Here is a 25,404-nt window from a genome sequence, read left to right on the forward strand (position 1 = left end):
CTTCTTCCATTGCTAATTCAAAGGAAGCTCTTAGGGAATCCTTGAATTTTAAATCTTCATCATTTGCTTGTTTCATGTTTATTTTTTTAAGTGAATTTTGGGTTAGGTTTGTATGTTGTTACCTAAAATAAATATAAATATGTATACTCTTAGATTTTTTTGTGATATGCCGAATATGAAAATTTGATTGTTATAGATACATTTATCACCTTCAAATTAAAAAGACTGAATTTATGTATATTAATGCTGTGGGTTACTATATCCCTGAAAAACGAATTTCGAACGATTACTTTACTGATATAAATGGACTTGACGCACAATGGATATACCAGCGAACCGGAATCAAAACTCGCTCCAGAGCTAATGATAAAGAAACTATAGACTACATGTGTACCGAAGCGGTATTAGGTGCATTGCCACAATTACCATACAATGAAACAGATGTAGACCTCATAATATTCGCTTCTTATACCCCTTCGGATACTGTAGGTACAACGGCCCATGTTATTCAGAGGGAGTTTAAAATGGAAAAAGCTAAAGCATTTCATATATCTTCGGCTTGTTCTTCCGCAATTAATGGAATGGAGATTATACAGTCGTTTCTTAAGGCTAACATGTCTAAGAAAGCTCTACTTATCTGTGCGGAAAGGAATTCTACATATTCTGATGATGCTGATTCTATAGCAGGGCACTTATGGGGCGATGCTGCCACAGCATATTTTTTCTCATTTGAACGATATTCGAGTGATGAATTGGAAATAGTTGACATCACAAGTCAGGGATTAGCACATATAGGGCAAGGGCCGAAAGCTGTTAATCTAGAACCAAATGGTGCCGGATTACGTATGCCGTATGGCAGGGATGTATTTCAGCGTGCATGTATCTATCTAGTGCAAAATACTGAAGATATTATAACTAAAAATGGATATACTATCTCTGATTTGTCATATTTTATAGGACATCAGGCGAATAAAAGGATTATAAACCATGTAGTTAAAGAATTGGGTATACCTCAAAACAAAACAATGAATAATATAGAGGAATTGGGTAATACGGGTTCTACAAGTGCGTTATTGGTTCTTGCTCAAAATTATGATACATTCAAGGAAAATGACCTGATATGTATATCTGTTTTTGGTGGCGGTTATTCTGCCGGAACGTGTTTATTAAAGAAAAGCTAAATTTATATTCTCCATATTTTTTCTTGGTTACTAAAACCATGTCAATTTAATACATTATATTTGCACTAGAATTTTGGTGTTACAAGTCTGCGTTTGCCAGATAAGTAATGAAAAGGGAATCAGGTGTAAATCCTGAACAGACCCGCTGCTGTAAGTTCCATTAGTTTTTACACAAAACTCATACCACTGTTCGTTAAGAATGGGAAGGTTGTGTAGAAGGAATAAGTCAGAAGACCTGCCATAAAATAATAGTTTAAAGCTCGCGGTAAAGGCTTATAACATATAAGAGCATCATGTATGTAATCTTGTTTTATCCCTATTATCAAAGGCGTTATTAATAATACTCAAATTAAGAGTTTATAATGTACCCTATTACCTTTGTTTCTCTCGGACCGGGAGAAGCTGAACTTATTACATTAAAAGGATTGAAGACTTTACAGTTGGCTGATCGGGTATTCTACCCTGCTACCATAAGTAAAGAAGGTGTTCAGACCTCGCGTGCTTTGGATATTCTTTCCGAGTTAGATATTGATACGAGTAAATTAGTTCCGTTTCATGTTCCGATGAGTAAAGACCGCTCGTTGGCTATAGATGCTTATAACGCAGTATCGGAAGAGATAAAGGAACAATATAAAATGGGGCAGAGAATATGTGTTGTTGCCGAAGGTGATTCGGGTTTCTATTCTTCTATACAATATATATTCGATAACCTGTCAGATAGCGACTTTCCAGTAGAGCGTATTGCCGGGATCCCTGCTTTTATAGCAAGTGGCGCTTTAGCTAAGATACATATTGTAAAGCAGGAAGAAGAGTTGAATGTTGTTCCGGGTATTATATCGGCATCCGATCTCAAAGAGAGAATAGAATCGGGAAAAGTTGTTGTAATAATGAAAGTATCGCAGTGTGCAGAAGCTATTAAAGAATGTATAAGTGAAAAATCGGATGCTACATATCATTATTTCGAAAACGTCGGTGTAGATGGAAAAGAATACTATACTAAAAACACATCAGATATTCTCGATCGGAAAATTCCTTACTTCTCATTAATGATTATTCATAAGTAAAAAGCTATGAACAAATTTTCGTTTCTGTACCTTATCATTATTACTATTTGCTTTTCGGCTTGCAACCCGAACAGATCACAAGAAGGAACAAACAGTTCTTCAATAAATAATTCGGACTCTGCATATATTGAGATAAAATATGCGCAAGGTTTTAAAGTGACATATTTAGATAATTATAAGTTGGTAGATATCCAAGATCCGCAAGGTGAGAGTGAAACTATTTATCGCTACGCTTTAGTTAACAGAGGACAAAGCCATGAAAGGATTCCGCAAGATTATACAATTATAGAAACTCCTGTTCGAAGCCTTATTTGCATGACGACCTTACAACTTTCCAACTTCATTAAGTTAGGTGTACTAGACAAAGTAGTGGGTATGACAAGCACCAACTTCTTGTTTAATGAAGAAATGAAAGAACGAATAAAAACAGGGAAAGCCAGTCAGATAGGTATAGAAGGTAATTTCGATAAAGAGATTATTATGGCGCTCGATCCTGATGTAGTTCTGGTTTCGCCATTTAAACGCGGAGGATATGAGGTTATCAAAGATTTAAATATTCCTCTGATTACATTTCTTGGATATAAAGAAACATCTTCTTTAGGACAGGCAGAATGGTTGAAATTTGTTGGCATGTTATTAGGGACAGAAGAACAAGCCAATCATAAATTTGTCGAAATAGAAAAGAAATACAATGAGTTAAAAGCGCTTAGTGAATCAGTTACTAATAAACCAATAGTACTGAGTGGGGAAATGCGTTCGGGAAATTGGTATGTAGTGGGTGGCAAAAGCTATCTTGCAGAACAATTCAGAGACGCAGGTGCAGAATATTTTCTGAAAGATAATCAGGAAACAGGAGGTGTAAATCTCGATTTCGAATCGGTGTATTCGCAAGGGGCAAATGCTGATTTCTGGAGACTTTTGGTAAGTCATACGGGTGACTATTCATACGAAGTGTTAAAGGCTAGCGATGCTCGTTATGCAGACTTTAAAGCTTTTAAAGAAAAAAAGGTGGTATACTGCAATCTTCGCCAGAAACCATTTTATGAAAATGCACCGGTAGAACCAGAAGTGGTGTTAGCTGATTTGATAAAGGCTTTTCATCCTGAATTGTTGCCTGATCATAAACCTGTATATTACGAATTATTGAAATAATGAGCAGAAAACAAAATATACTTTTCTTCACTCTTATTATAGCATCCATTATTCTATTTTTTATTCTGAATCTAATATTGGGAACTATTTCGATCCCTCCATCTTCTATAGGCAAAATACTATTCAATGTTGGTGACGAACCTATTATCTGGCAGAATATTATCTGGAAATCTCGTTTTCCGCAAACAATAACAGCTTTGTTTGCTGGGGCTGGTTTAGCTATAAGTGGATTACAGATGCAAACAGTATTTCGTAATCCATTGGCAGGACCATCTGAATTGGGTATTAGTTCGGGAGCAAGTCTGGGGGTTGCATTAATGATTCTACTCTCTGGAAGCATAGGGGGTATTGCCTTAAGTAAGATTGGTTTCTTTGGTGAGATTGCTGTTTCTGTAGCCGCGATACTAGGGGCGTTTGCAGTCATGTTATTGATAATAGCTATATCGCAACGAATAAAAGGAAGCGTAATTTTACTAATTATTGGTGTTATGATCGGTTATATAGCTAATGCAATAATCGGTGTATTGAAATTTTTCAGTAACGATGAAGATGTAAGAGCCTATGTAATATGGGGATTAGGAAGCTTTTCGAAAGTATCGGGCGATCAAGTCTATACCTTTGTAGCAATTATGCTGGTACTTATCCCCCTCTCTTTTCTACTTATCAAGACGCTTAACCTCATGCTCTTGGGCGATAGTTATGCACGTAATTTAGGTTTGAATGTCAGGCGGGCAAGATTATATGTTATCACTTGTTCGTGTGTCATTACCGCTATTGTAACAGCATATTGCGGACCGATTGTTTTTCTTGGGCTTGCAGTTCCGCATTTATGCAGGACTATATTTCAGACATCAGATCATCGCATTCTTGTACCTGCGGTTACTTTCGTGGGTGCATCCTTATCCTTGTTCTGTAACCTTGTAGCTCGTATGCCAGGTATGGAAGGTGCATTGCCTATCAATTCGGTAACGGCGCTTATCGGTGCACCGATTGTTATTTCAGTATTATTCGGTAAAAGAAGAAACGAGATAAATAGTTGATAAGGATGGCTAAACAAAAGACAATAGAATTACAGAATCTTGCGATCGGCTATCAAACGAAGAATAATAAAAAAGTCGTTGCTGAAAATATTACTGCTGATATTTATAGTGGTGAATTAACTTGTTTACTAGGTTCTAATGGTATAGGTAAATCGACATTACTACGCACATTATCGGCTTTTCAACCTAAGTTAGGTGGTAATATTAAGGTTTTAGATAAAGACATATCAGCATATACTGAAAAACAGTTATCGACACTGATTAGTGTTGTCCTCACCGAAAAAACCGATGTGAAGAATATGACAGCAAGGGAACTTATCGGTTTAGGTCGCAGTCCTTATACTGGATTTTGGGGTACATTAAGTGACGAAGATAATCGGATTGTAGATGAAGCTATCTCTATGATTAAAATAGAAGATTTGGCTCAGCGAATGATTCATACCCTTAGCGATGGAGAGCGTCAGAAAGTAATGATTGCAAAAGCATTGGCACAGGAAACACCTGTTATATTTCTTGATGAGCCAACCGCCTTTCTTGATTTTCCGAGCAAGGTTGAGATTATGCAATTGCTACATCGTTTGTCCCGCAAAACGAATAAAACGATATTCTTATCGACACACGATCTGGAGCTAGCTTTACAAATAGCAGATAAGATATGGCTCATAGATCAGTATTCGAGTGTAAATATAGGAACTCCCGAAGATTTATCCTTAAACGGTCAGTTAAGCAGCTTCTTTGAGCGAAAAGGAATCACATTCGATATGGAAACGGGATTGTTCCGTATTGAAAATACGTATGATAAGCAAATAAGACTTGTTGGACACGGACAAAAATATGCTATGGTGCGTAAGGCCTTATTGCGTAATGGTATATTAGCATCACGCAATATAGAGACTGATTATTATATTGAGGTCGGCAATTTATATGATACAGAAATAAAACTATACTTGATTGAAAATGAAGTGATTTTAGTGAATAGTATTGAGAATTTGCTTGAGCATATTAATCTATTTTCGTTCTTTAATAAATAGTAGGTATATGATATTGATATTTGGAGGAACAACCGAAGGACGGCACGCTGTAAAAGTTTGTGACGAAGCCGCAAAAATATATTATTATTCTACAAAGGGGGATTTGCAGGAGGTAGAATGTGTTTATGGCATTCGTTTGACAGGTGCATTAAATGATCAGTCAATGTCGGATATTTGTACAAATAATCATATCAAATTAATAATAGATGCAGCTCACCCTTTTGCTGTTGGCTTGCATCAAACGATAGCACGAGTATCGGAAAATTTAGAAATACCTGTTGTTCGCTATGAGCGTAATTATCCTGAACATGAAGACGATTTAATATGGTGCGATAATTATGAGAATGCTATCAATTATCTGGAGAAAAATAAAATAGATAATTTATTGGCATTGACAGGTGTAAATACAATCTCTAAATTGAAACCTTATTGGGAACATCGTAATTGTTGGTTCAGAATACTAGACCGTGATGAATCCAGATCAATTGTCGAAGACTCTGGCTTTCCAATAGAAAAGGTACTTTATTATCAGCAGGGGGAAGATGAAGAACCATTATTTAAGCAGCTAAACCCTCAAGCAATCATAACAAAAGAAAGTGGAGAGTCTGGTGGTTTTAAGGAGAAGATAGAAGCTGCATGCAATTTGAATATTCCTATACTAGTTGTGAAACGCCCTACCCTTTCATCTTCTTTTATTTCAGTATATGGAGAACATGGATTGAGAAAAATTATAGAAAAGCTTGTTCCTGACTTTTTTGAATTAAAAACGGGCTATACTACGGGTACTTGTGCCACAGCAGCCACTAAAGCCGCACTAATAACTTTATTAAATCAAGAGATTGTAAATGAGGTGAGTATAACTCTACCAAATGGCGAATGGATACGAATTCCTATAAATTTTGTAGTATTCGACAAAGAGATGGCTACAGCTACCGTTATTAAAGACTCTGGGGATGATCCAGATGTTACAAATGGTATAGAAATACAATCGACAGTTTGTTTAAACGATGCTAAACGTGGCGTTCATTTGCTACAAGGAGAAGGTGTAGGTACAATCACTTTGCCCGGCTTAGGATTAGAGATTGGTGGACCAGCTATAAATGAGACTCCCCGAAAGATGATGAAGCGGGAAGTATTTAAAGTGTTGCGACATAATCAGGATAAATTACCGAATCAGAATGTAAAAATTGGGGTTGATGTAACTATATCAATACCTAAAGGTGAAGAAATAGCAAAACGGACTTTTAATCCGAAGCTCGGAATTATAAACGGTATATCGATTATTGGTACTTCGGGTATTGTAAAACCTTTTTCGTCAGAAGCTTTTGTTAATTCTATCCGTCGCGAGATGCAGGTCGCCAAAGCCTTAAAGTGCGAACGGGTAGTAATTAATTCGGGAGCAAAAAGCGAACGATTTATAAAAGGTGAATATACTGATTTACCAAGTCAGGCATTTATACACTATGGCAATTTTATAGGAGAGACTATCAAAATAGCTTCTGAACTTCAATTCGGTTATGTAACAATGGGCATAATGCTCGGAAAAGCGGTGAAACTAGCCGAAGGCTCGTTAGATACACATAGCAAAAAGGTTGTAATGAATAAAGATTTTCTGATTGATACCGCCAGAGCATCAAGCTGTTCGGATAAAACAATTGAATCAATAGAGAATATTACAATGGCACGTCAGTTATGGGATATAATTCCAAACGAAGAATCTACGTTCTTTCATCTCATTATAAAGAAATGCCATGAAGTATGCGCTCCTCTACTTCCTGACGGTGAGCTAACAATATTATTGATTGATGAAGAAGGACGAATTTTAAAATAAAGTTATTTCAAATCAAATTCAAGTACCTGTCCATACTCAGCTAAATTATCAAAAGCACTTTTAAGGTTGGTTTGTCCGAAATAGACCTTTGCACAATTAATTACACCACCATGAGCAAAAACAATCACTTCTTTATAGTCATTTTCTTTTATTTCGTCGAAAAATGAAGCTACACGGTCGTACATATGTTTGAATGATTCACCATTAGGTGCAGGGTTATTAACCCAGTCTTTTTCCCATTCAGACATATCCAGCTCGTCCCATTTGTGCATTTCCCAATCTCCGAAATGCAACTCTTTCAATCGATCGTAGAGTTGAATTTCATCAGCATATCCGCAATAATTTGCCAGCTTGCGGCATCTGCTCAATGGGCTTGAGAATACAGCATCATGATCGACATCAGCTAATTTCTGCTTTACAATTTCTGCTTCCGATTCAAAAGTGTTTTTTAAAGGTACATCGGTTTGTCCATAGCATGTGCCTTGAGGGACTCCAACCGCTGTATGTCTGACAAGATATATTTTCATAAATTGAATATTCTTAATAATATAATAATTCCCAGATAAAAAGATAGTTCGCAAAGTAGAAAAGTTGCACCGCAACAATCACCTGTATAACCTTGAATCTTTTTTCTCATCAGGAAAATTAATAATATGAATACAAATATAGGAAATAATATTGCTAGCCAAAAGTGAAATTTCCATAATAAAACAAGAGGAAGAAGTCCGAAAATACAAGATATAATGGCTGTTCCGATTGACATTTTGTTATAAACGGTCTTTGATTTACTTGTCTCTGCCGTACGCGCATAAGGCAAAAATAATGTTATCTGAGAGGCGATAAATTTACATAACGGATCGCCAGCCAATATAGCTAAACAAGCTAAATGTAAATTCATATTATCGAATAGCAGATAAAAAAGCAAGAAATAAAAGATAAGGCTTATCACACCATAAGTACCTATGTGTGAGTCTTTCATTATTTCTAAAGTTCGCTCTTTTGTGTTTCCACCTCCGAAGCCGTCGAAGAAATCGGCTAGACCATCTTCGTGTAAAGCGCCAGTTATTAGTAGACGGCTAAGGATAGCCAAAACTATCGCTATAGAATATGGAAGAATATGTGCCGCACTCCATAATACTCCAACCATTATGACTGACGTTAGCCAACCGACAACAGCCCAGTGATTTATTACCTGTTTGAAATAATCAGGCCGTACATTAAAGGCCTTTAGTCGCCAGAAAGGCAAGCGGGTAAAGAAAACAAGTGCAGCAGCTATATTTTTCATCAATCAGAAATACTTGGTTACTTGTATTTTCTTAAAGGAATTCATTTCGTTTATCATTCTCACTGCTGAATCGACAATTGGGTAGGCACAAAGCGCACCTGTACCCTCTCCTAACCTGAAATTGAGATGAAGAATCGGTTTAGCGGACAGGTATTCAAGTATTTGTTTATGCCCTGCTTCATCCCCCTGATGTCCGAAAACAGCATAATGCAATACATCGGCATTGAGTTTAGATGCAGCGAGTAGGCAGTTTGTCATAATGAAACCATCAATAAGAATAATCATCTTCAATTCGGCAGCTTTTAGCATAGCACCTACTGCCATTACCATTTCGTAACCACCGAAATATCGCATAATATCTTCGGGAGAATAATCTCCACCATAGTTTTCAAGCGATTGTTTGAGTACTTTGAGTTTATGTTCTATTACTTGCCCCGAATGATCGCAACCCGCACCCACGCATTGTTCTAATGGTGTTCCGGTAAGGCATGCCATCCATAGAGCAGAAGATGAAGTATTGGTAATACCCATTTCGCCAAAGCCTATGACATTACATCCGCTATCATAGCATTCTTGTACACATTCTGCACCACGCTCTATGGCTAATTCCATTTCTTCCTTAGTCATGGCTGCTTCATACAGATAATTGCGTGTGCTTTTACGAATCTTTTTATCTATAATAGGGTCTTCCGCTTTAAAATCGAAGTTAACACCGGAATCCACAACCTTGAGATCGAAATTATGCTGACGTGACAGAAAATTAACGCCTGCACCTCCTGCCCAAAAGTTAGCTATCATCTGATATGTAACTTCTTGTGGCGATGGACTGACACCTTCGGCAGCAATACCATGATCACCGGCAAAAACAATGTGGCAAGGGCGACTTAATTTCGGTTCGAGTGTTTGTTGTATCCATCCTATTTGCATGGCTAGATCTTCGAGTATTCCTAAAGAACCTTTGGGTTTAGTCAGATTATCTATTTTTTCTTGTAGGTATGAGCGAACTTCGTCTTTAGGCTTTTCGATATTGAACTGTATCATTTTTTATTTTTGGTTTATTATTTTATTTTCATTGGAATACCCGATATCATGATATATACATCATCGGATTTACTCGCAATATACTGATTCAGCCAACCTTGTAAATCGGCAAATTTTCGTTGAATTTCATTTTGTGACATTTCACCCATCCCTATCTCATTGGTCACAAAAATAAATTGAGCATCTTGTAGGGTGAAGTTATCGAATTCAGATTTCAAGGCATCCAAAGATTGTTCTACATTGGATTCTAAGTCAAAGAAAAAGTTTGTAGCCCAAAGGGTTATGCAATCTATCAGAATTACCCGATCTGTCAGATCATATTTACTTAGTTCTTTTTCCTCTTCTATATTTTTCCACTCTTTTCCTCTATTGGCTTTGTGTCGTTCGATACGTTTGCAATGTTCATCATCCCAGATACGCGATGTTGCCATATATACAGGATGAGGCGAAAGTGATAATGCCAGTTGCTCCGCATAATTACTTTTGCCAGAACGCTGTCCGCCTGTTATGAGGGTTATTTTTTTCATTCTAATTATTATTCGCCCCCTTTAAACCAATTAAGGCTTACCTGATCTATTGTCAGATATTCATTCGGAATACTATTTATTTTTGTAGAATCGCCTTTAGCTGTTATTCGATAATATACATTTTTTAGAGCTTCATCATTTACCTGATATTCGGGGTCCTCAATAAATTGTGCCTGATAGATTCCTTCTACACCTTCTAATTCAGAGCCCTTCCATTTTATAGTATATAATGCTGCATCCATTCCCGAATATCCGTAAGTAAGGCCTCTTATTAAACCTTCTCTTGGATAAAATGTAGGATTCATAAATTCGACTTTCTTTTTAAATGTACCGTTTTTGGGATTTAACAAATACACATCGTGTATATTTTTAAGACAACAACCTGCCAGCGGATACCAATGTATATCTAAATCTTTATATCCATCGCCATTTATATCTCTTATTTCGTCACTCATAAATGTATTATAGCTTTGCTCATTATGGTTGACAAGTTCAAATTTATTGTTTTTGAATAAATATAAATCTATTAATACATCTCCGTACTCAACTGTTCTTTTGATGAATAAGTGTTTATGATTGGCAGAGAATAAATTGCCCAAAGAAATAAAAACTTTAGTCGGATTATATACTTCATCACCTTCTACCTGATATTCATCGGTAAAGCTTGCCTTATCTTTATTCTGAACAGCTATAGACAAAGCATTTTTCAAAATATCATCCATTCTTAAGCTATCGGAAACGTCCTTGAGATTATCAACTGTTTGCGAATTAGCTACATTATCTTTTGCCTGAAAAGATAAAAAAGTTAGTGCAACGAATGCAGTAATCAATAGTTTTTTCATAGTTATTTTCTGAATAAATGTTTAAACTGATGCGAATATAATTTGGACAATCCTTTACGATTATCAATAGCGTCACCCACTACAATCATTGTAGTAAGAGTTAGGTTATTATCATTTACAATTTTAGCTAAATCCTTTAATTCTCCACGATAGATACGCTCGTCTTTCCACGTTAGTTTGTAACATGCAGCAACGGGTGTTGTAGGTGGATAATGTTCCAATAAATCTTTTTGTACATCTTCTATCACGGTTGCACTTAGAAATATACACATTGTACTTTGGGAGCGAGCCAACAAATTTAATTTCTCTTTCTCCGGCATTGCTGTGCGACCTTCGCCACGAGTCAGTATAATCGTTTGTACTTTCTCTGGTATTGTAAATTGAGATCGTAGTGCAGCCGCAGCAGCCTGAAAAGAGGATATCCCGGGGGTTATATGATATGACATATCATATTGGTCGAAATATGCCATTTGCTCTTGTATAGCGCCATAGATACATGGGTCTCCTGTGTGTAAACGGACAACAAGTTTTCCCTTATCGTAAAACTCTTTCATTGTAGTAAACTGTTCTTCCAGATCCATCGAAGCAGAACTGCGAACAACCGCCCCTTCTTTCGCACAATAAGTTAATTCAATGGGTACAAGACTGCCGGCATAGAGAATTAAATCTGCAGCTTCTAAGAATTGACGTCCTTTTACCGATACTAAGTCCGGATCACCGGGACCTGCCCCTACTATTTCGATATGCCCCTGACGAACAACTTCTGCATCTAATGCTAAAGCAAAAGTGAAATCATTACCATGGCTCAACACACCTTTGTGTTTCTCAAGAATTAGTGGACCTCCATTACCACTTTTGATGGCTGTGGATTCTGATACTCCAAAAACAGAGGTAACTTGTTGTACCTTCTCTGATGGGTTCGGCACTTCTATATCTCGTAGCTCGTCAGCCGAGTAGATATTGACAGGAATACTATTAAAGTGTGCTTGCAATTTCTTCAATAAAGGCTCATCTTTCTTGAGATCGATAGATGAAATATCCTTTATAGAAGCTTTTGCAATATTAAGTCCTTTTAGCTCCATATCAATAAATTCTGCTATTCCTTTCGGATCACAATCTTTACGACAGCCAATACCTAAGTGTAATACCTGAGGATGATAGTATATTATCTGTATACTTGCATCCGGATATAAATAAGGAGTGACAGCAATCAGTAACTCATAATTATGCAAATCAATATCCTCATATTTGTAGAATACTTTTACATGTTCCGGGGCTGTGCGTTCCAAATACTGAGTTCCTTCGTCGTATATATCCAATAGCAGAGCTGTAGGTCTCTTATTGACGAACGATGTAAGAGGATAATTCAGATTAGCAGCGTTAGTTTCTGTAATCCAATCATATTTTTGTCCGAGAATATCCAGTGCCCACAAATTGGTATTATCGCTTTGTGTCGTTATAATAGCTTCTCCGCCTATGATGTGTGCAATACGAGTAGTCAATTCATTAGCACCGCCCACATGGCCTGACAATACAGATATCACATATTTGCCTGTACTATCTATATTTACAACAGCGGGATCATTGTGCTTATCTTTGATATATGGGGCTATGGAGCGTACGCAAATACCCATAGCACCAATGAAAACAAATGACTCTGTTTTTTCAAATATATCCTTAACACAATCATTTATAGAACAGATATGCTCAGTGCCTTTTATACTTGCTTTGGTATAAATTTGCGAATCTGTAAGCTCTTTTTTTATTGTTTCAGCTAATGGATAGCTGGATTCCGATGTTAATATAATTGCCGTTTTAATCATTTACACATTAGATTTTAAATTTCGCTTTCATTACATCTATTGTATTGAAATCATCTATTTTAATTGAAATGCTTTGATCCAATCTTAGATTATTAGAGTCAATAGCACTCAAAAACAAAGATTTACTATCTTCTGAAACAGAGTTAAAGACAATAACTCCGTCTTTATTTAAAACACCTACTAATTTAGTAACTATTTCGTTCATTTTCCCTCCATGACCACCAATAAATACAGCATCGGGATGAGAAATAGTTGAAATATCTGTTTCTACAAAGTCCCCTATAAAAGATGTTATACCGGGTGTCCCAAATTTATGGGCATTACTTTCTATTAGCACTCTACCTTCTTCACGTTGTTCAAAAGCATATATTTGCAAATGAGGAAACTGCATTTTAGCTTCTATTGAAACAGAACCGGTACAGAAACCAACATCCCAAAGTACGGCTTTACCTCTTAGTTCTAACATACTTAAAGATAGTAATCTAACAGGCATCTTAGTTATCATTTTAACTCTTCCATTCAATAAATGAAAGTCGTTTTCGGGGATTCCAAACGGACGAGGGCGAGTATATATTTTTTGCAAGATGAGATTATTGGGAAATGAGAAAGTTTTGCCTATTACATCTTTTAAGTCGAATGTGGTAACTATCTCTTCCTCTTTATTACCTAGTAACTCTCCCACTGATATTGTATAATTATCGTAACCATATTCGAGCATTCGTGAAGCAATCGAAGATGGGGTATGTTCTTTATTATCGGTCAATACGCCTATCTTTTCGTACCCTGTTATCAATGCTTCGTCGAATTTGTTCCATGGGCGACCGGTCAACGATACGATGTGCATATCCTGATAGGGCATCACAAGCCGATGTGCTAATAACTGCAATGAATTGAAGTAAGGATATAAGATAATTTCGGCATCCGGCATTACTCGTTGTATTGTATTAGCAAAGCCAAAAAATAAAGGATCACCTGATGCAAATACCACTACATCTTCAAATACGCTATATTGCTTAAATACATTATCCAACGGAACAGTTATATTGATCCATGTGTAGCCCTTTGACAATATTTCTTTAATAATATCATGATGGCGTGCTCCTCCCGAAAACACTTTATTTGAAGCTATTACTTCAAGTATTTCGGGCGAGAAATGCTGTTCTTTATTATCGTCTATACCTATAACGTAAAATTTCATATTATCTGAAAATATAACTGATAGTTAGTATGTATATTATAACCAATGCAATCATAAGAATCTCGGCTTTGCGGTTTATCCCTACGGCTATTTGCATATCGTTGGTTGTTAGTTCTTTTGAATTATCTCCGATATATGGTTTTTCTACCAATTTACCGAAATAATTATTGGGTCCCCCAAATCTACAATTGAGTATCCCTGCCAGAGCAGATTCGGGATAACCCGAATTGGGGCTTGCATGCTGATTGCCATATTTCTTTACAAACGAAAATAGTGATAGTTTTCCACTTACTACTATCATTAATAATGCTGTTAACCGTGCCGGAATATAATTTACTACATCGTCTATTCGTGCAGCCCAACATCCGAATTGTTTATATCTTTCACTCTTATAGCCTATCATCGAATCGAGTGTATTGATCATCTTATAGGCCAACATTCCTGGAACACCTAAAAGCATATACCAAAATAGCGGTGCTATAACTCCATCACTTAAGTTTTCAGCTAACGTTTCTAGTGCTGCTGTTCGTATTTGTTGTTCATCGAGTTGTGATGTATCTCTACCGACAATGCGTGCTACTTGAGTTCTGCCTTCTTCTAATGATCTTTCAACAGCCATAAATACTTGTTCGACCTCTTTTATAAGTGTCTTTCCCGCCAGACAATAAAAGACAGTAATTGAAGAAAAAGCTATTGCTAAATAAGGATGAATTATGTTTAACCCTTTTACTATATAAAGTGTGAATAGAAAACATAAGATTATTAAACATATAGCAAATAATCCTCCTTTTAGCATCTTTCTGTTTCCCTTATTCAATCTTTTCTCTCCCCATGATATAATTTTACCGAACCCGACAACGGGATGCGGCAAACTAGATGGATCACCAAATAATAAGTCGGCAATCCACCCTATCAATAAGGGTATTATAAAAAGTAGAGTTATATCCATTGTTTAATTGATTCTACCAATAAATTATTTTCTTGCTCTGTTTGAGTCGCTATACGAAAATACCGTTCATCCAGTCCTCTGAAATTGGAGGCATTACGGATTAATATTCCGTAATTGTATATTAAGTATTTTTTCAAGTCTGATGCTTTTTTGTTATCCAACTTGCACAAAAAGAAGTGTGTATCAGTTGGTAAAATACTTAAGCCTTTTATCTGTGATAATTCGTTTCGCAATCGCTTACATTCAATCAGGTATTCATTTATATCAAGTTGTGACGACAAATCATTATCAAGGAGAAACTTACCTGCTTCTATGGCTAATTGATTGACAGACCAAGGCATACAATACGTTTTTATCCGTTCTATGAGTTCAGAGCAAGCTGTAATATATCCTAAACGCAGTCCGGGTATAGCATACTGCTTTGTCATTGAATGCAATAAAATCAGATTTGGAAACTCTATAGCTTCTTCAATTGACAATAGATCTTTAGTTGTATAATATTCGTATGATTGATCGATAACAAAACAAATATCAGAGTGCTCATTTATGTACTGTTTCAGATAATCAGCACTGTATATAAAGCCATTCGGATTATTGGGATTGCACAGCCACACCAATTGAGTGTCCGGTTTTATATTCTCCAATTTTTCGCAAAATGATACATCATGCTTATTGATTTTACAAGCATCTTCATATTCGCTGAATGTAGGAATAATAATAGTTGTTCTAGCTTCTCTATATGCTTGTGCTATTAAATAAATAGCTTCTGTTGCTCCATTAGTCATACAAAAGCTGTTACTATCTGCATTATGCTTTTTAGCCAAGAGCTGTGCCAACGAAATAGCATCGGGTTCGGGATAAGCATGTATCGTATTTATCTGCGAACATAAATGAGCTTGTAATAATGAAAGATCGAGCTTATTATAAACATTCGAACTGAAATTACTCACAATCGTTTTGCCATGGCTATATATGTCGTCTCCGTGTCCGTTCAGCATATTAGTTTTTGTCTGTCATTATTTTATAAACCAAGTCCATATTTACATGCGCACGGATATGGTCGGCTAGTTTATTATATTGCTCTTCTTTGAAGGCTTTAAAATCGAATGGCTTATCTGATATTTTTTCGACATATGGTGCAAGCAAATGATCTATAACTACTCCATTATCTAAAATGCCGTGAATATATGTTCCAAAGCATTTATTATTCAAGAAATAACCGTCTTGCGTATTATCCTGCAAATGATTCAGAGGTGAAGATTGTGTATCTTTTAAAGGAACAGTTGTTCCCATGTGTATCTCATAGCCTTCGCAAATAGAATCTGAACCGAGGAATGAGAATTTAACCTGACGGGTCACTTTCTCTCCTTGTATCTCTGTAGAGATAGGTAATAAGCCCAATCCAGGCAATCGTTCTATATCCCCTTCTAAGTGTTGCGGATCACATACCTCCTGCCCCATTATCTGATAGCCTCCGCAAATACCTACAACCGTAGCGCCTGCTTTATGTGCCTTTACAATGCTTTGCGCAACACCATTGCGGCGAAGCTCATATAGATCGGCAATAGTACTTTTGCTTCCAGGTATAAGCACAATATCAGCTTTTTCTATCTCATCTGTATTATTGGTATAGTAGAGATGCACACGAGGATCACGCTCCAATACATTGAAGTCGGTAAAATTAGACAGGTGTCTTAATAATACAACCGCTACATTCACTTTGCCATACGTTGCTTGCAGATTCTTAGTTTGTAACATTACCGAATCTTCCTCTTCGATATAAATATCCTTGTAATATGGTACAATACCAACAACGGGGATATGGCATAGGTCTTCGAGTATCTTAATTCCCGAGTCGAACAACCGCATGTCACCTCTGAATTTATTGATAAGAATACCTTTTACATGTTTTCGTTCCTCTTCGGTAAGCAACATAATTGAACCGTAAACAGATGCAAATACACCACCTCTGTCTATGTCGGCAACAAGTATTACATTGGCATTGGCGTGCATCGCCATTGGTAAATTAACGAGGTCGGTATTGCGTAAATTAATTTCGGAAATACTGCCTGCACCTTCCATTACAATAGGATTAAAGCGCCTTTCCAAGCGATCGAAAGCATCGTTTACTTCTTTGCGAAAAACATCACGACCCTCTTTTTTGAAGTATTCATAAGCATCTTGATTCCCAATCGGTCTTCCATGCAATACTACTTGACTTGTCTTATCTGACGATGGCTTTAAAAGTAAGGGATTCATATCGGTGTGACAATCAATTCCTGCGGCTTCTGCTTGTACAGCCTGTGCCCTACCTATTTCAAGTCCTTCGGGTGTAGCGTATGAGTTCAAAGCCATATTCTGTGCTTTGAATGGTGCAGGATGGTAGCCGTCTTGTAAAAAGATACGGCAAAATCCGCTAGTGATTATACTTTTACCTACATCGCTGCCTGTACCGGCAAACATAATGGGGCGGAGTTTCTTTTTTGTTTTATCACATATTTCACACATCGCGTCCCGGTTTTAATTGTTCAGCATCATCCAGAGTAAGGATAGAATTAACTAACGTTGCAGCTAAATTACTTCCTCCTTTTCGTCCTTCAACTATCAGTTTGGGTATATTCTTAAATGGTTTGGTCATGTGTTTCGATTCACGCACATTTACAAAACCTACGGGTGCGGCAATTATTCCTATCGGGTATGCTTTATCTTTACGGATTAATTCGCATAGTTCCATTAATGCAGTCGGGGCATTTCCAAATACATAGAGTGCATCGGGATGCTCTTCTGCTGCTAAACGAATACCTGCTTGCGTGCGTGTAATTCCCTTATCTTTTGCCAAAGCGGCAACACGATTGTCATGTAGATAGCATTTCACTTCTATGCCCATCCGTTCCAATGCGCCTTTGCGAATACCCGAAGCAGCCATTGTAACATCTGTGATAATGGTACGAACTTTACCTTCCGTAAATTCTTTATGCAGTTTTTCTACTGCCCGATTATCTACATTCAGAATATTTTCCATATCGAAATCGGCAGTAGTATGAATAGCATGAAGCAAAGCCCATTTTTTATCTAATGGTATATCCTTATTCTTTAACTCGCTCTCAATTGTTTGGAAACTACGTATCATTATATCCTGACCAATGCCCACATCTTCTCGTTGAGCCTTACGATAATAACCACGAGGTGTAATAAAATGGCTTTCATCGAAAAGATAAGATTGAGAATTACCGATAATGATAATTGTAAACATATCTATTTCCTCAGGATCAAATTGACCTAATGTAGTCACTTTTACCTCTTGCTCGTCGCGTCCCGCTTGGCGTACATATCCAATTGGAGTATCAGGTGAACGGTCTTGTAAAAATAATTCTATCAAGCGGTATAATTGCCAGTAACGGCCATTACTCTTAGGATTGTATATTGCAGTAACGAAGTCTGCCGACGAAGCAGCAATAATTCGTTTCTCTATTCGGTCCCATGGAGTCATCAGATCAGATAGAGAAATTATGCAAAAGTCGTGACCAATGGGACATCCTAATAGTGCAGCGGCTTTCTGAAAAGCACTGATCCCGGGTAGTACTTCTATTTCTATATTGCTGTTTCGCTCCCTTTTCATTTCGTAAACAAGCGGAGACATACCGTAGATACCTGCATCGCCCGAACTGATAACACAAACCGTCTTACCTTCTTCGGCATATTTAAATGCTTCTTCGGCACGTTGGCGTTCTTTCTTCATTCCTGTATCTATGCAAAGGGCATCAGGTTTGATAATATCTTCTACAAATTGAAAATAATATTTGTATCCTACTACTACATCCGATATTCTGATAGCATGAAGTACTGCCGGAGTTATATCATCTTTTGAGCCGGGACCAATACCTGCGACTATTATTTTTCCTACTGACATGGGTTGTTTTTATCTTTAGATTTATTAGAACAAATATACCGTTTTAATTTCTTTATTTTGCGTTTCAAATACCTAAAACCTAGCCAGACACCCGTGAAAGAGACTAGTGTTCCTCCGATCATTGTTGTCCACATTACAATATTCCATAACACCGGGCGCTCCGCCAAAAACTTAAATTTAAAACTATGTAAGCCCTGATACGCCCATTTCCTTGCTTTCAGATTGGTATTGTAATAACGAATAGTTCCATTTTTCGGATTGATATAATAAGTACTGTTGTCTGCGTCGTTTATTTCAGCTTTGTAAACAGGTAACGCTAGGTGATCTGTTCTGCCGACGTAGTAATTGTCGTATTCAGTCATTAACGATATATTTATTTCCTCTTTATGTGTTTTGGATAACCTATTTCGGATCGCATCTTTATCTAATAAGAGATTGACGACTTCATCCGAAGATGCGTCGAATACGTATAAGCTATCGCCTATAATAGCCTTATACAATGGTATATTTCCGAAAGACGACCACTCTATGCTTTTTACCTTATCCGGGTATTTACTTAATATTTTTTGATACGATAAAGGATAGCCTTCCGATGGAATATGCAATTGTGATTTATATAGGCTTCCGCCAATTGTCGAATCATGTGTTTTTACTATCCAGTCAGGTACATCAGCTAATGACATCATGCCACTAAAAACAAATGTAAAAACGAATAATCCGAATACGAAACCTAATATATGATGCCATTTATAAGAAAACTTGCGGTAAGGGGTTCTTACTTTTTTCTTATTTTTGTATTGTTTATAAAAAACATAAATGCCTAGTATATTTCCTCCTAAGCACATAATAGAACCGATGCCGGATAACCATACCACAACATCAGACCACAGTTGCGAATCCTGACGAAGTGATGTAAAATAAACCCAATGTGGTATTGCTCCTACCCATGCCCAGAAACGGCTGTCTTTATCTGTAAATTGTAGTGCTTCTCCAGTTTTGGAAGATACGTATAATTGATGTTCCTTATTATCCGAAAAGTGAAATTTGTATATGGGAAAGTCTTTTTTCAAATAACCGAATTGTATCCACTGATCTAGTTCGTAAAGCGTATCTACTTTAGTGATATTTCTATTATTCCATTGCTTAGCATAAGATTCTATTTGCGAATATGATATTTTGTCAACTAATGATATGGTAGTATCAATAGATATTTTATATACACTGTCGTTTGTAACTATTTCAAATATAGGAGTGTTATATCTTATTCTTAAAGAAATACTTGAGATGTTTTTGTCTTTTGGCAAATTATTTAAGACTGAATCAATACTCGGTACACTATTAGGTAATACCTGCATATTCTGATACTTATCCTTTGTTTTTATTTTCGGAAATGTATGATAAATCATTACAAATCCTGAAAGGAACCAAACCAAGAATAGGATGCTGAGAATAGTTCCCAGCACCCTATGAATTGAATATAATATTCTTTTTAGCATATCATTTTAAGCTATAAGATATTGTTGCTAAAAAGTTTGTCGGTGCACTCGGTACCATTTGATTTCCCAGCGCTTGGTTATAGTATTTTTCATTGAACATATTATTGACATTAACCGATAATCTAATGCCACTATTCAATTTATACGAAGCCCCCATATCTGTTAACCAATAGGATGGGAAATATATATCATTACTCAAACTGCGATATACTTCATCCATATAAGAGACAGTAAAGTTTACCCCTAAGTTCTTGAAAAAACCTTTTTGTACAGTATAGTTTCCGGCAGCAATAAATGTATTTTTGGGTATAGTAGCTAAGGTCATACCTTTATTGGGGTCGACATCTAGATATTTATTTTTAGCCAAGTTCACAATTTTAGCATCTATATATGCATATCCTAGGGTTAAAGCTAAACCGCTTGTAGGATATATACTTATATCCAAATCAAATCCTTTTGATTCGGTGGAACCAACCTGCCCGATAACATTTTTAGTTACTCCATCCTCTTCTACAGTATCCAAAGTCTTTTTTTCATTATTACGACGAATGTAATAAACACTTCCTGTTGCCTGTAATAATGACTTATAAGTATATCGTGTGCCTATTTCGGCTTGGTAGCCTGTTTGAGGTTTGAATATTTCTTTTCCTTCCTCGGGGTAAAACCTGTCGCCATTTCCGTTTATATAGACAGTTTTTTCAGAATAAACATCGCTATAAGGAGTAAAAAACGAGGCCATCGATGCATAAACAGATACATCGGGATGTGGCAGATAAACTGTTCCTAAACGATAACTGAATGCTGATGTATTATTTTTAAAATACCCTTTTTGTTCTGATTTATGATATTGTCTTTTGCCATTATAAGTTGGTATACCACTCTCACTCATATATTTGAAGAAATCATAACGTCCTGCAAGCATTACTTTCCATTTGTCATTCAGTTCTATCAGGTCTTGTAGATAAATACCATGTGTATAGAATTTAGTGAGTGTAACCTTACTAAAACTTGATGTCATATAACCCATGCTTTGAGGATCATTAACTACCACTTTCGAAAACAATCCGGGACCCTGTACATCTTTTCCCAGATTATAACCGGTAAATGAATTCCGGTTCATCTGAGAGAAGTTATAACCCCCTAAAAAGTTATGTTTAATATCTCCTGTTTCTAATTTACCGGATAATTCAAATTGATTCATCAATGTTTTACTAAGATGTGAAAATCGTAGCGGAAATGTTAATTGCACAGTATCGAGTGATATATAAACTGTTGAATCTCGTAATCCGTCTTTAGATTTTCTTTTATAATAGTGGTTATAGATAGGATTATCTTCCCCACTCTCTAAATAGCTTAATTCTTCTGTTCCAAAATAGTCAATATCGTCAGAAATGTAAGAAATATAGTTTTCAAGTTTCAAACCATTCCCGAAAACCTTATCATATCTAGCTGAAATATTGAAATTCTTATTGTAAAAGAAATCAGATTCATTATTGTATCTAGCTTTTCTATTCAGTCCCGGTTGCATTTCTCCTTTTTTCAGATAGGAAGTACCATCCAGATTATAAATATCATTAGCCATATTAGGAGGCAATCCTATTTCGGTACCATAGAAATCGCGAACTGCTCCTCCCCTAACCACAATATTACTTGTTGCATCGAGTTTGTATCCCAAAGCTAGATACCCCGATAAACGATTATTTCCATTATCTCTCCAGCCTTCCTGATCTGCATAATTGATCGTTGCTCTATAGTTGAGTTTATCAACAAGTTTGCCCCCAAAATCCATTGTGACCTGTCTGTTTTGCCAACTACCATAAGACATACGAGTATTTACCGTAGTTGTGGCGGTCGGTGCTTTTCTTGTGATATTTAGCACTCCACCCACAACCGAATGTCCATACAGAACCGAAGCCGGTCCTTTTAATAACTCTAATGACTCGACAGAAGATAAATCAGGAAATGGATTTGAGTTTACGATAGTTCTCTCATCTCTCACGCCATCAATCATTATGGCTGCATTGGTAAATCCCCGCACCGAAAACGTTTGGAATGCACCATAGCTCGTTTGCATGCGAGTACCGGGTAAAAACTTAACAGCATCTTCGAGATTCAGAATCCCTCTCATTTCTAAGTCTTTACTTGAGACACTAGTCACTGAAAGAGGCAGATAGCTCAATGGCACATTAAGATTAATCATATTTACTCTTTGTTGGATAGGAGCTTCTATAACAATCTCTTTTATAGCATGAACTGTGTCGGTAATGTTTTTATATTGGGCATTAATTACCCCTGCTGCCATTATAAAAATGGCAGATAATATTATTTTTTTCATTAAAATTAATGTGTTTTTTGTGCTTACTTAGTCTTATTTCATTTTTTCTCCGGTCACTTCATAAATGGCCTTTTTTTTCATAATGCCAATTTTACGGTGGTGAGAAATAAATTTAAGGTGAGAAATAAATAGGTCTTGTATTGCAGGATTTTGTCCTAAGCCTTCCATGTGTACATCTACAGCAAATCCTTTTTCTTCTAAGTCTGATTTCCAGTCTTCTGCAATGTCGTTTTTAGCATGTTCGCCTGCTACAAAAAGAAAAGGAACAAGCACGACCTTCTTTGCTTTCATCGAATTTAGGCGCATCAATACATCATCAAATTCGGGGTAGCCCTCTATTGTTGCTACAAAATAGTTATTATACCCTTTCGATTTCAACATATAATCTAGCATCGCATATTGGGCAGTAGAAGAATCGTACGTGCCGTGCCCTATCCAAATATAAGCTGTAGAGGTGTCTTTTCTTTGAGCTAATACTTCTATAACATTTTCATAGTCGTGTGGTGAATACAATAACGGATCACCTACACGGATTTCTTTAAAAGAAGACCGCATCTGATCTACTTCGTTGTTTAAGGCTTCCATCTCTACCCCATCGATAATACAAGTGGCTTGTACTAAGATATGTGTGTAACCATCTGCCTTTAGTTGCACAAGAGCCTGTGAAGCATTCATTTTTTGAATACCCCTCTCTCCTAAACGTTTTACTACGATACGTGAAGTGTATGCTTCACGAAATTCTACATCAGAAAATTCTTTTTTTACTTTTTCATTAATAGCATCGATAGTTAAGGCGCGAGTGTCAGCATGGGTGGTACCGAAGTGAACCATCAATATGGCTACTTTGTCTCCTTTCCCCAATGTTTTGAAGATGTCGGAGGCTTCAAAATTTGGACCGGAATGAGCTGCTAGGGCATTAGAAAAAGCTAATACCATGAGCATAAAAAAGGTTTTTTTCATTATAATAATGAATAAAGTGTTAATAAAATATTCTTGACCCCGAGAATACGTATTTACTGTTTTGCTTGGCAGGTTTCCTGACTTACTCCATCTTTGAATATCCTTCCCATCGTACCAGTTATCAGTCATCAGTCATCAGTTATCAACTAGATTGTTGTTACTGTTTACTGTTCACTGTTTACTGTTTCTGACAGTGGTATGAGTATTATTCAAAGACTTAAGAAGAGTTTACAGTAGCGGGCACTGTCTCGGATTTTAACCGAATTCCCTTTTAAATACAATAGACGATTGTCCATTAGTATCACCTAAGCGGTTGCAAAGATAGTCTTAATAAATGTTATAGAAAATAGTTTCAATAAAATAAATAAAACTTATGTATATATAAATATGATTTATAGTGTGCATTTCATATTTTTGTAATAAGAATCAATTTTTATGAGCAAGATATCCAATCTCCTTATTGCAGCCACATCATCAGGATCAGGAAAAACGACCCTGACCTTAGGCTTATTGAGGGCATTAAAGAACAGACAATTAGAGGTGCAACCCTTTAAATGTGGTCCTGATTATATAGATACTAAATACCATGATTTGGCATCGCACGGACATTCTATTAATCTGGATTTGTTTCTGTCTTCCCCCGATCATGTGAAACAATTATATGCAAAACATAGCGCAAGTAAAGATGTTTGCGTTACCGAAGGTGTTATGGGACTTTTCGATGGGTACGATCGTATGCAGGGAAGCAGTGCGCAGATAGCCGAATTGCTTGATATTCCTGTTGTACTCGTTATTAATGCTAAATCGATGGCATATTCGGCAGCGGCAATGCTATATGGATTTAAAAATTTCTATAAGAATATAGATGTTGTAGGTGTTGTTTTCAATTTTGTAGGTTCAGAAAGCCACTATCATTTTCTGAAAGAGGCATGTAAGGATGTTGGCATAGAGCCTTTAGGTTATCTTCCTAAGCAAGCGGATATAGAAATACCGTCACGCCATCTGGGATTAAGTCTCGATAAAGAATTTTGTTTCGACCATTTTGCTGATAAAGTAGCTTCATTTATTGAAAAACATATAGATATAAATCGTTTACTGGAAATAACAAAACAAGAGAGACCTGTTGTTTCCCTAGCGGATAAAAAGATAACAAATAAAAACTTAAAAAATGCTGTTGCTTATGACGAAGCATTCAATTTCTTCTATTACGAAAATATAGAGTATTTGAAAGAATTAGGAGATGTCACTTTTTTTAGTCCTCTGTGGGATAAGGAACTACCGAAAGCAGACTTTATTTATCTTCCCGGTGGATATCCCGAATTACATCTATCAGCATTGAGTGAAAATAAATCGATGCACGAGAGTATCAGAAATTACATTGAAAATGGAGGTAAGCTATTAGCTGAATGTGGTGGTATGATGTATTTGTGCTCATCTATTACAGATAAGGATGGAAATGTTTATCCAATGGTAGATGTTTTGAAACAAAATGCTACTATGCAACAAATGAGGCTAAAGTTGGGTTACCGTAGTCTCAGTTACAATGGGCAGAATATTAAAGGACACGAGTTTCATTATTCTAAAATAGCAAATGCTGAAAATTCTATTTCTATTGCTAAAATATATAATGCAAAAGGCATAGAAGTGGATGCCAAATTATTTCGTTACAAAAATCTGATTGCAGGTTATACCCATATTTATTGGGCACAACTGGATTTATTGAGTCTTTTTGAATAAAC

The 25,404-nt window shown here is 36.4% G+C and carries 21 protein-coding genes and 2 riboswitches; of the genes, 7 read left to right on the forward strand and 14 right to left on the reverse strand.

The features are described 5' to 3' along the window. Positions 1–233 precede the first annotated feature (233 nt). The 6 genes from G7Y56_RS11655 (at position 234) to cbiD (ending at position 7,299) form a co-directional block, all read left to right on the forward strand. A complete protein-coding gene (locus G7Y56_RS11655) occupies positions 234–1,181 on the forward strand; it encodes a 3-oxoacyl-ACP synthase III family protein (protein ID WP_165043623.1) in 948 nt (315 codons plus the stop codon). Between the two features lie 57 nt (positions 1,182–1,238). Next, positions 1,239–1,439, forward strand: a riboswitch (cobalamin riboswitch). Between the two features lie 101 nt (positions 1,440–1,540). Further along, the gene (locus tag G7Y56_RS11660; RefSeq protein ID WP_165043753.1) at positions 1,541–2,245 is read left to right on the forward strand and encodes a precorrin-2 C(20)-methyltransferase; all 705 of its coding nucleotides are present in this window, start codon (positions 1,541–1,543) and stop codon (positions 2,243–2,245) included. Between the two features lie 6 nt (positions 2,246–2,251). Next, entirely contained in the window at positions 2,252–3,397 is a 1,146-nt protein-coding gene (locus tag G7Y56_RS11665; protein ID WP_165043625.1) for an ABC transporter substrate-binding protein, read from the forward strand. Beyond that, positions 3,397–4,437 (forward strand): iron ABC transporter permease, encoded by a 1,041-nt coding sequence (locus tag G7Y56_RS11670; protein ID WP_165043626.1) that lies wholly within the window; start codon positions 3,397–3,399, stop codon positions 4,435–4,437. The genes G7Y56_RS11665 and G7Y56_RS11670 overlap by 1 nt, the downstream gene beginning before the upstream one ends. Positions 4,438–4,442: 5 nt before the next feature. Continuing rightward, entirely contained in the window at positions 4,443–5,468 is a 1,026-nt protein-coding gene (locus tag G7Y56_RS11675) for an ABC transporter ATP-binding protein (RefSeq protein ID WP_165043628.1), read from the forward strand. Between the two features lie 7 nt (positions 5,469–5,475). Further along, entirely contained in the window at positions 5,476–7,299 is a 1,824-nt protein-coding gene (cbiD, locus tag G7Y56_RS11680; RefSeq protein WP_165043630.1) for a cobalt-precorrin-5B (C(1))-methyltransferase CbiD, read from the forward strand. 2 nt (positions 7,300–7,301) lie between these two features. Here the strand turns inward: cbiD and cobC are convergent, their stop codons facing one another. From cobC to G7Y56_RS11750, 14 genes are read right to left on the reverse strand one after another with little or no spacing between them, the layout of a single operon-like run. Next, the gene (gene cobC / locus G7Y56_RS11685) at positions 7,302–7,826 is read right to left on the reverse strand and encodes an alpha-ribazole phosphatase (RefSeq protein WP_165043631.1); all 525 of its coding nucleotides are present in this window, start codon (positions 7,824–7,826) and stop codon (positions 7,302–7,304) included. Beyond that, positions 7,823–8,584 (reverse strand): adenosylcobinamide-GDP ribazoletransferase, encoded by a 762-nt coding sequence (gene cobS / locus G7Y56_RS11690; protein WP_165043633.1) that lies wholly within the window; start codon positions 8,582–8,584, stop codon positions 7,823–7,825. The genes cobC and cobS overlap by 4 nt, the downstream gene beginning before the upstream one ends. 3 nt (positions 8,585–8,587) lie before the next feature. After that, positions 8,588–9,625 carry a nicotinate-nucleotide--dimethylbenzimidazole phosphoribosyltransferase gene (gene cobT, locus G7Y56_RS11695; RefSeq protein WP_165043635.1) on the reverse strand — a complete coding sequence of 346 codons (1,038 nt, stop codon included), beginning with the start codon at positions 9,623–9,625 and terminating at the stop codon, positions 8,588–8,590. 17 nt (positions 9,626–9,642) lie between these two features. Continuing rightward, positions 9,643–10,152, reverse strand: coding sequence for a bifunctional adenosylcobinamide kinase/adenosylcobinamide-phosphate guanylyltransferase (gene cobU / locus G7Y56_RS11700; protein WP_165043637.1), 510 nt, complete (start codon positions 10,150–10,152; stop codon positions 9,643–9,645). An 8-nt stretch (positions 10,153–10,160) separates the two neighbouring features. Then, positions 10,161–10,994 (reverse strand): hypothetical protein, encoded by an 834-nt coding sequence (locus G7Y56_RS11705; RefSeq protein ID WP_165043638.1) that lies wholly within the window; start codon positions 10,992–10,994, stop codon positions 10,161–10,163. Between the two features lie 2 nt (positions 10,995–10,996). Continuing rightward, positions 10,997–12,817, reverse strand: coding sequence for a precorrin-4 C(11)-methyltransferase (gene cobM, locus G7Y56_RS11710; RefSeq protein WP_185153997.1), 1,821 nt, complete (start codon positions 12,815–12,817; stop codon positions 10,997–10,999). Between the two features lie 7 nt (positions 12,818–12,824). Next, the gene (gene cbiE, locus G7Y56_RS11715; RefSeq protein WP_165043640.1) at positions 12,825–14,015 is read right to left on the reverse strand and encodes a precorrin-6y C5,15-methyltransferase (decarboxylating) subunit CbiE; all 1,191 of its coding nucleotides are present in this window, start codon (positions 14,013–14,015) and stop codon (positions 12,825–12,827) included. A gap of 1 nt (position 14,016) precedes the next feature. Then, a complete protein-coding gene (cbiB, locus tag G7Y56_RS11720; protein ID WP_165043642.1) occupies positions 14,017–14,964 on the reverse strand; it encodes an adenosylcobinamide-phosphate synthase CbiB in 948 nt (315 codons plus the stop codon). Beyond that, positions 14,955–15,962 carry an aminotransferase class I/II-fold pyridoxal phosphate-dependent enzyme gene (locus G7Y56_RS11725; RefSeq protein WP_165043643.1) on the reverse strand — a complete coding sequence of 336 codons (1,008 nt, stop codon included), beginning with the start codon at positions 15,960–15,962 and terminating at the stop codon, positions 14,955–14,957. Before G7Y56_RS11725 ends, cbiB begins: the two co-directional genes overlap by 10 nt. A gap of 1 nt (position 15,963) precedes the next feature. Further along, a complete protein-coding gene (locus G7Y56_RS11730) occupies positions 15,964–17,472 on the reverse strand; it encodes a cobyric acid synthase (RefSeq protein WP_165043645.1) in 1,509 nt (502 codons plus the stop codon). Then, a complete protein-coding gene (gene cobJ, locus G7Y56_RS11735; protein WP_165043647.1) occupies positions 17,465–18,874 on the reverse strand; it encodes a precorrin-3B C(17)-methyltransferase in 1,410 nt (469 codons plus the stop codon). Before cobJ ends, G7Y56_RS11730 begins: the two co-directional genes overlap by 8 nt. Continuing rightward, complete coding sequence (locus G7Y56_RS11740; RefSeq protein ID WP_165043649.1) at positions 18,865–20,370, reverse strand: PepSY domain-containing protein; 1,506 nt, start codon at positions 20,368–20,370, stop codon at positions 18,865–18,867. The genes cobJ and G7Y56_RS11740 overlap by 10 nt, the downstream gene beginning before the upstream one ends. A gap of 1 nt (position 20,371) precedes the next feature. Further along, complete coding sequence (locus tag G7Y56_RS11745; protein ID WP_165043651.1) at positions 20,372–22,705, reverse strand: TonB-dependent siderophore receptor; 2,334 nt, start codon at positions 22,703–22,705, stop codon at positions 20,372–20,374. Between the two features lie 33 nt (positions 22,706–22,738). Beyond that, a complete protein-coding gene (locus G7Y56_RS11750; protein WP_165043653.1) occupies positions 22,739–23,665 on the reverse strand; it encodes a sirohydrochlorin cobaltochelatase in 927 nt (308 codons plus the stop codon). Positions 23,666–23,714: 49 nt separating this feature from the next. Further along, positions 23,715–23,989: riboswitch (cobalamin riboswitch) on the reverse strand. Positions 23,990–24,100: 111 nt separating this feature from the next. Here G7Y56_RS11750 and G7Y56_RS11755 point away from each other — a divergent pair. Then, positions 24,101–25,402, forward strand: coding sequence for a cobyrinate a,c-diamide synthase (locus G7Y56_RS11755; protein WP_165043654.1), 1,302 nt, complete (start codon positions 24,101–24,103; stop codon positions 25,400–25,402). The last annotated feature ends 2 nt before the right edge of the window (positions 25,403–25,404 follow it).

This window comes from Dysgonomonas sp. ZJ709, assembly GCF_011039195.1.
GTDB lineage: Bacteria > Bacteroidota > Bacteroidia > Bacteroidales > Dysgonomonadaceae > Dysgonomonas.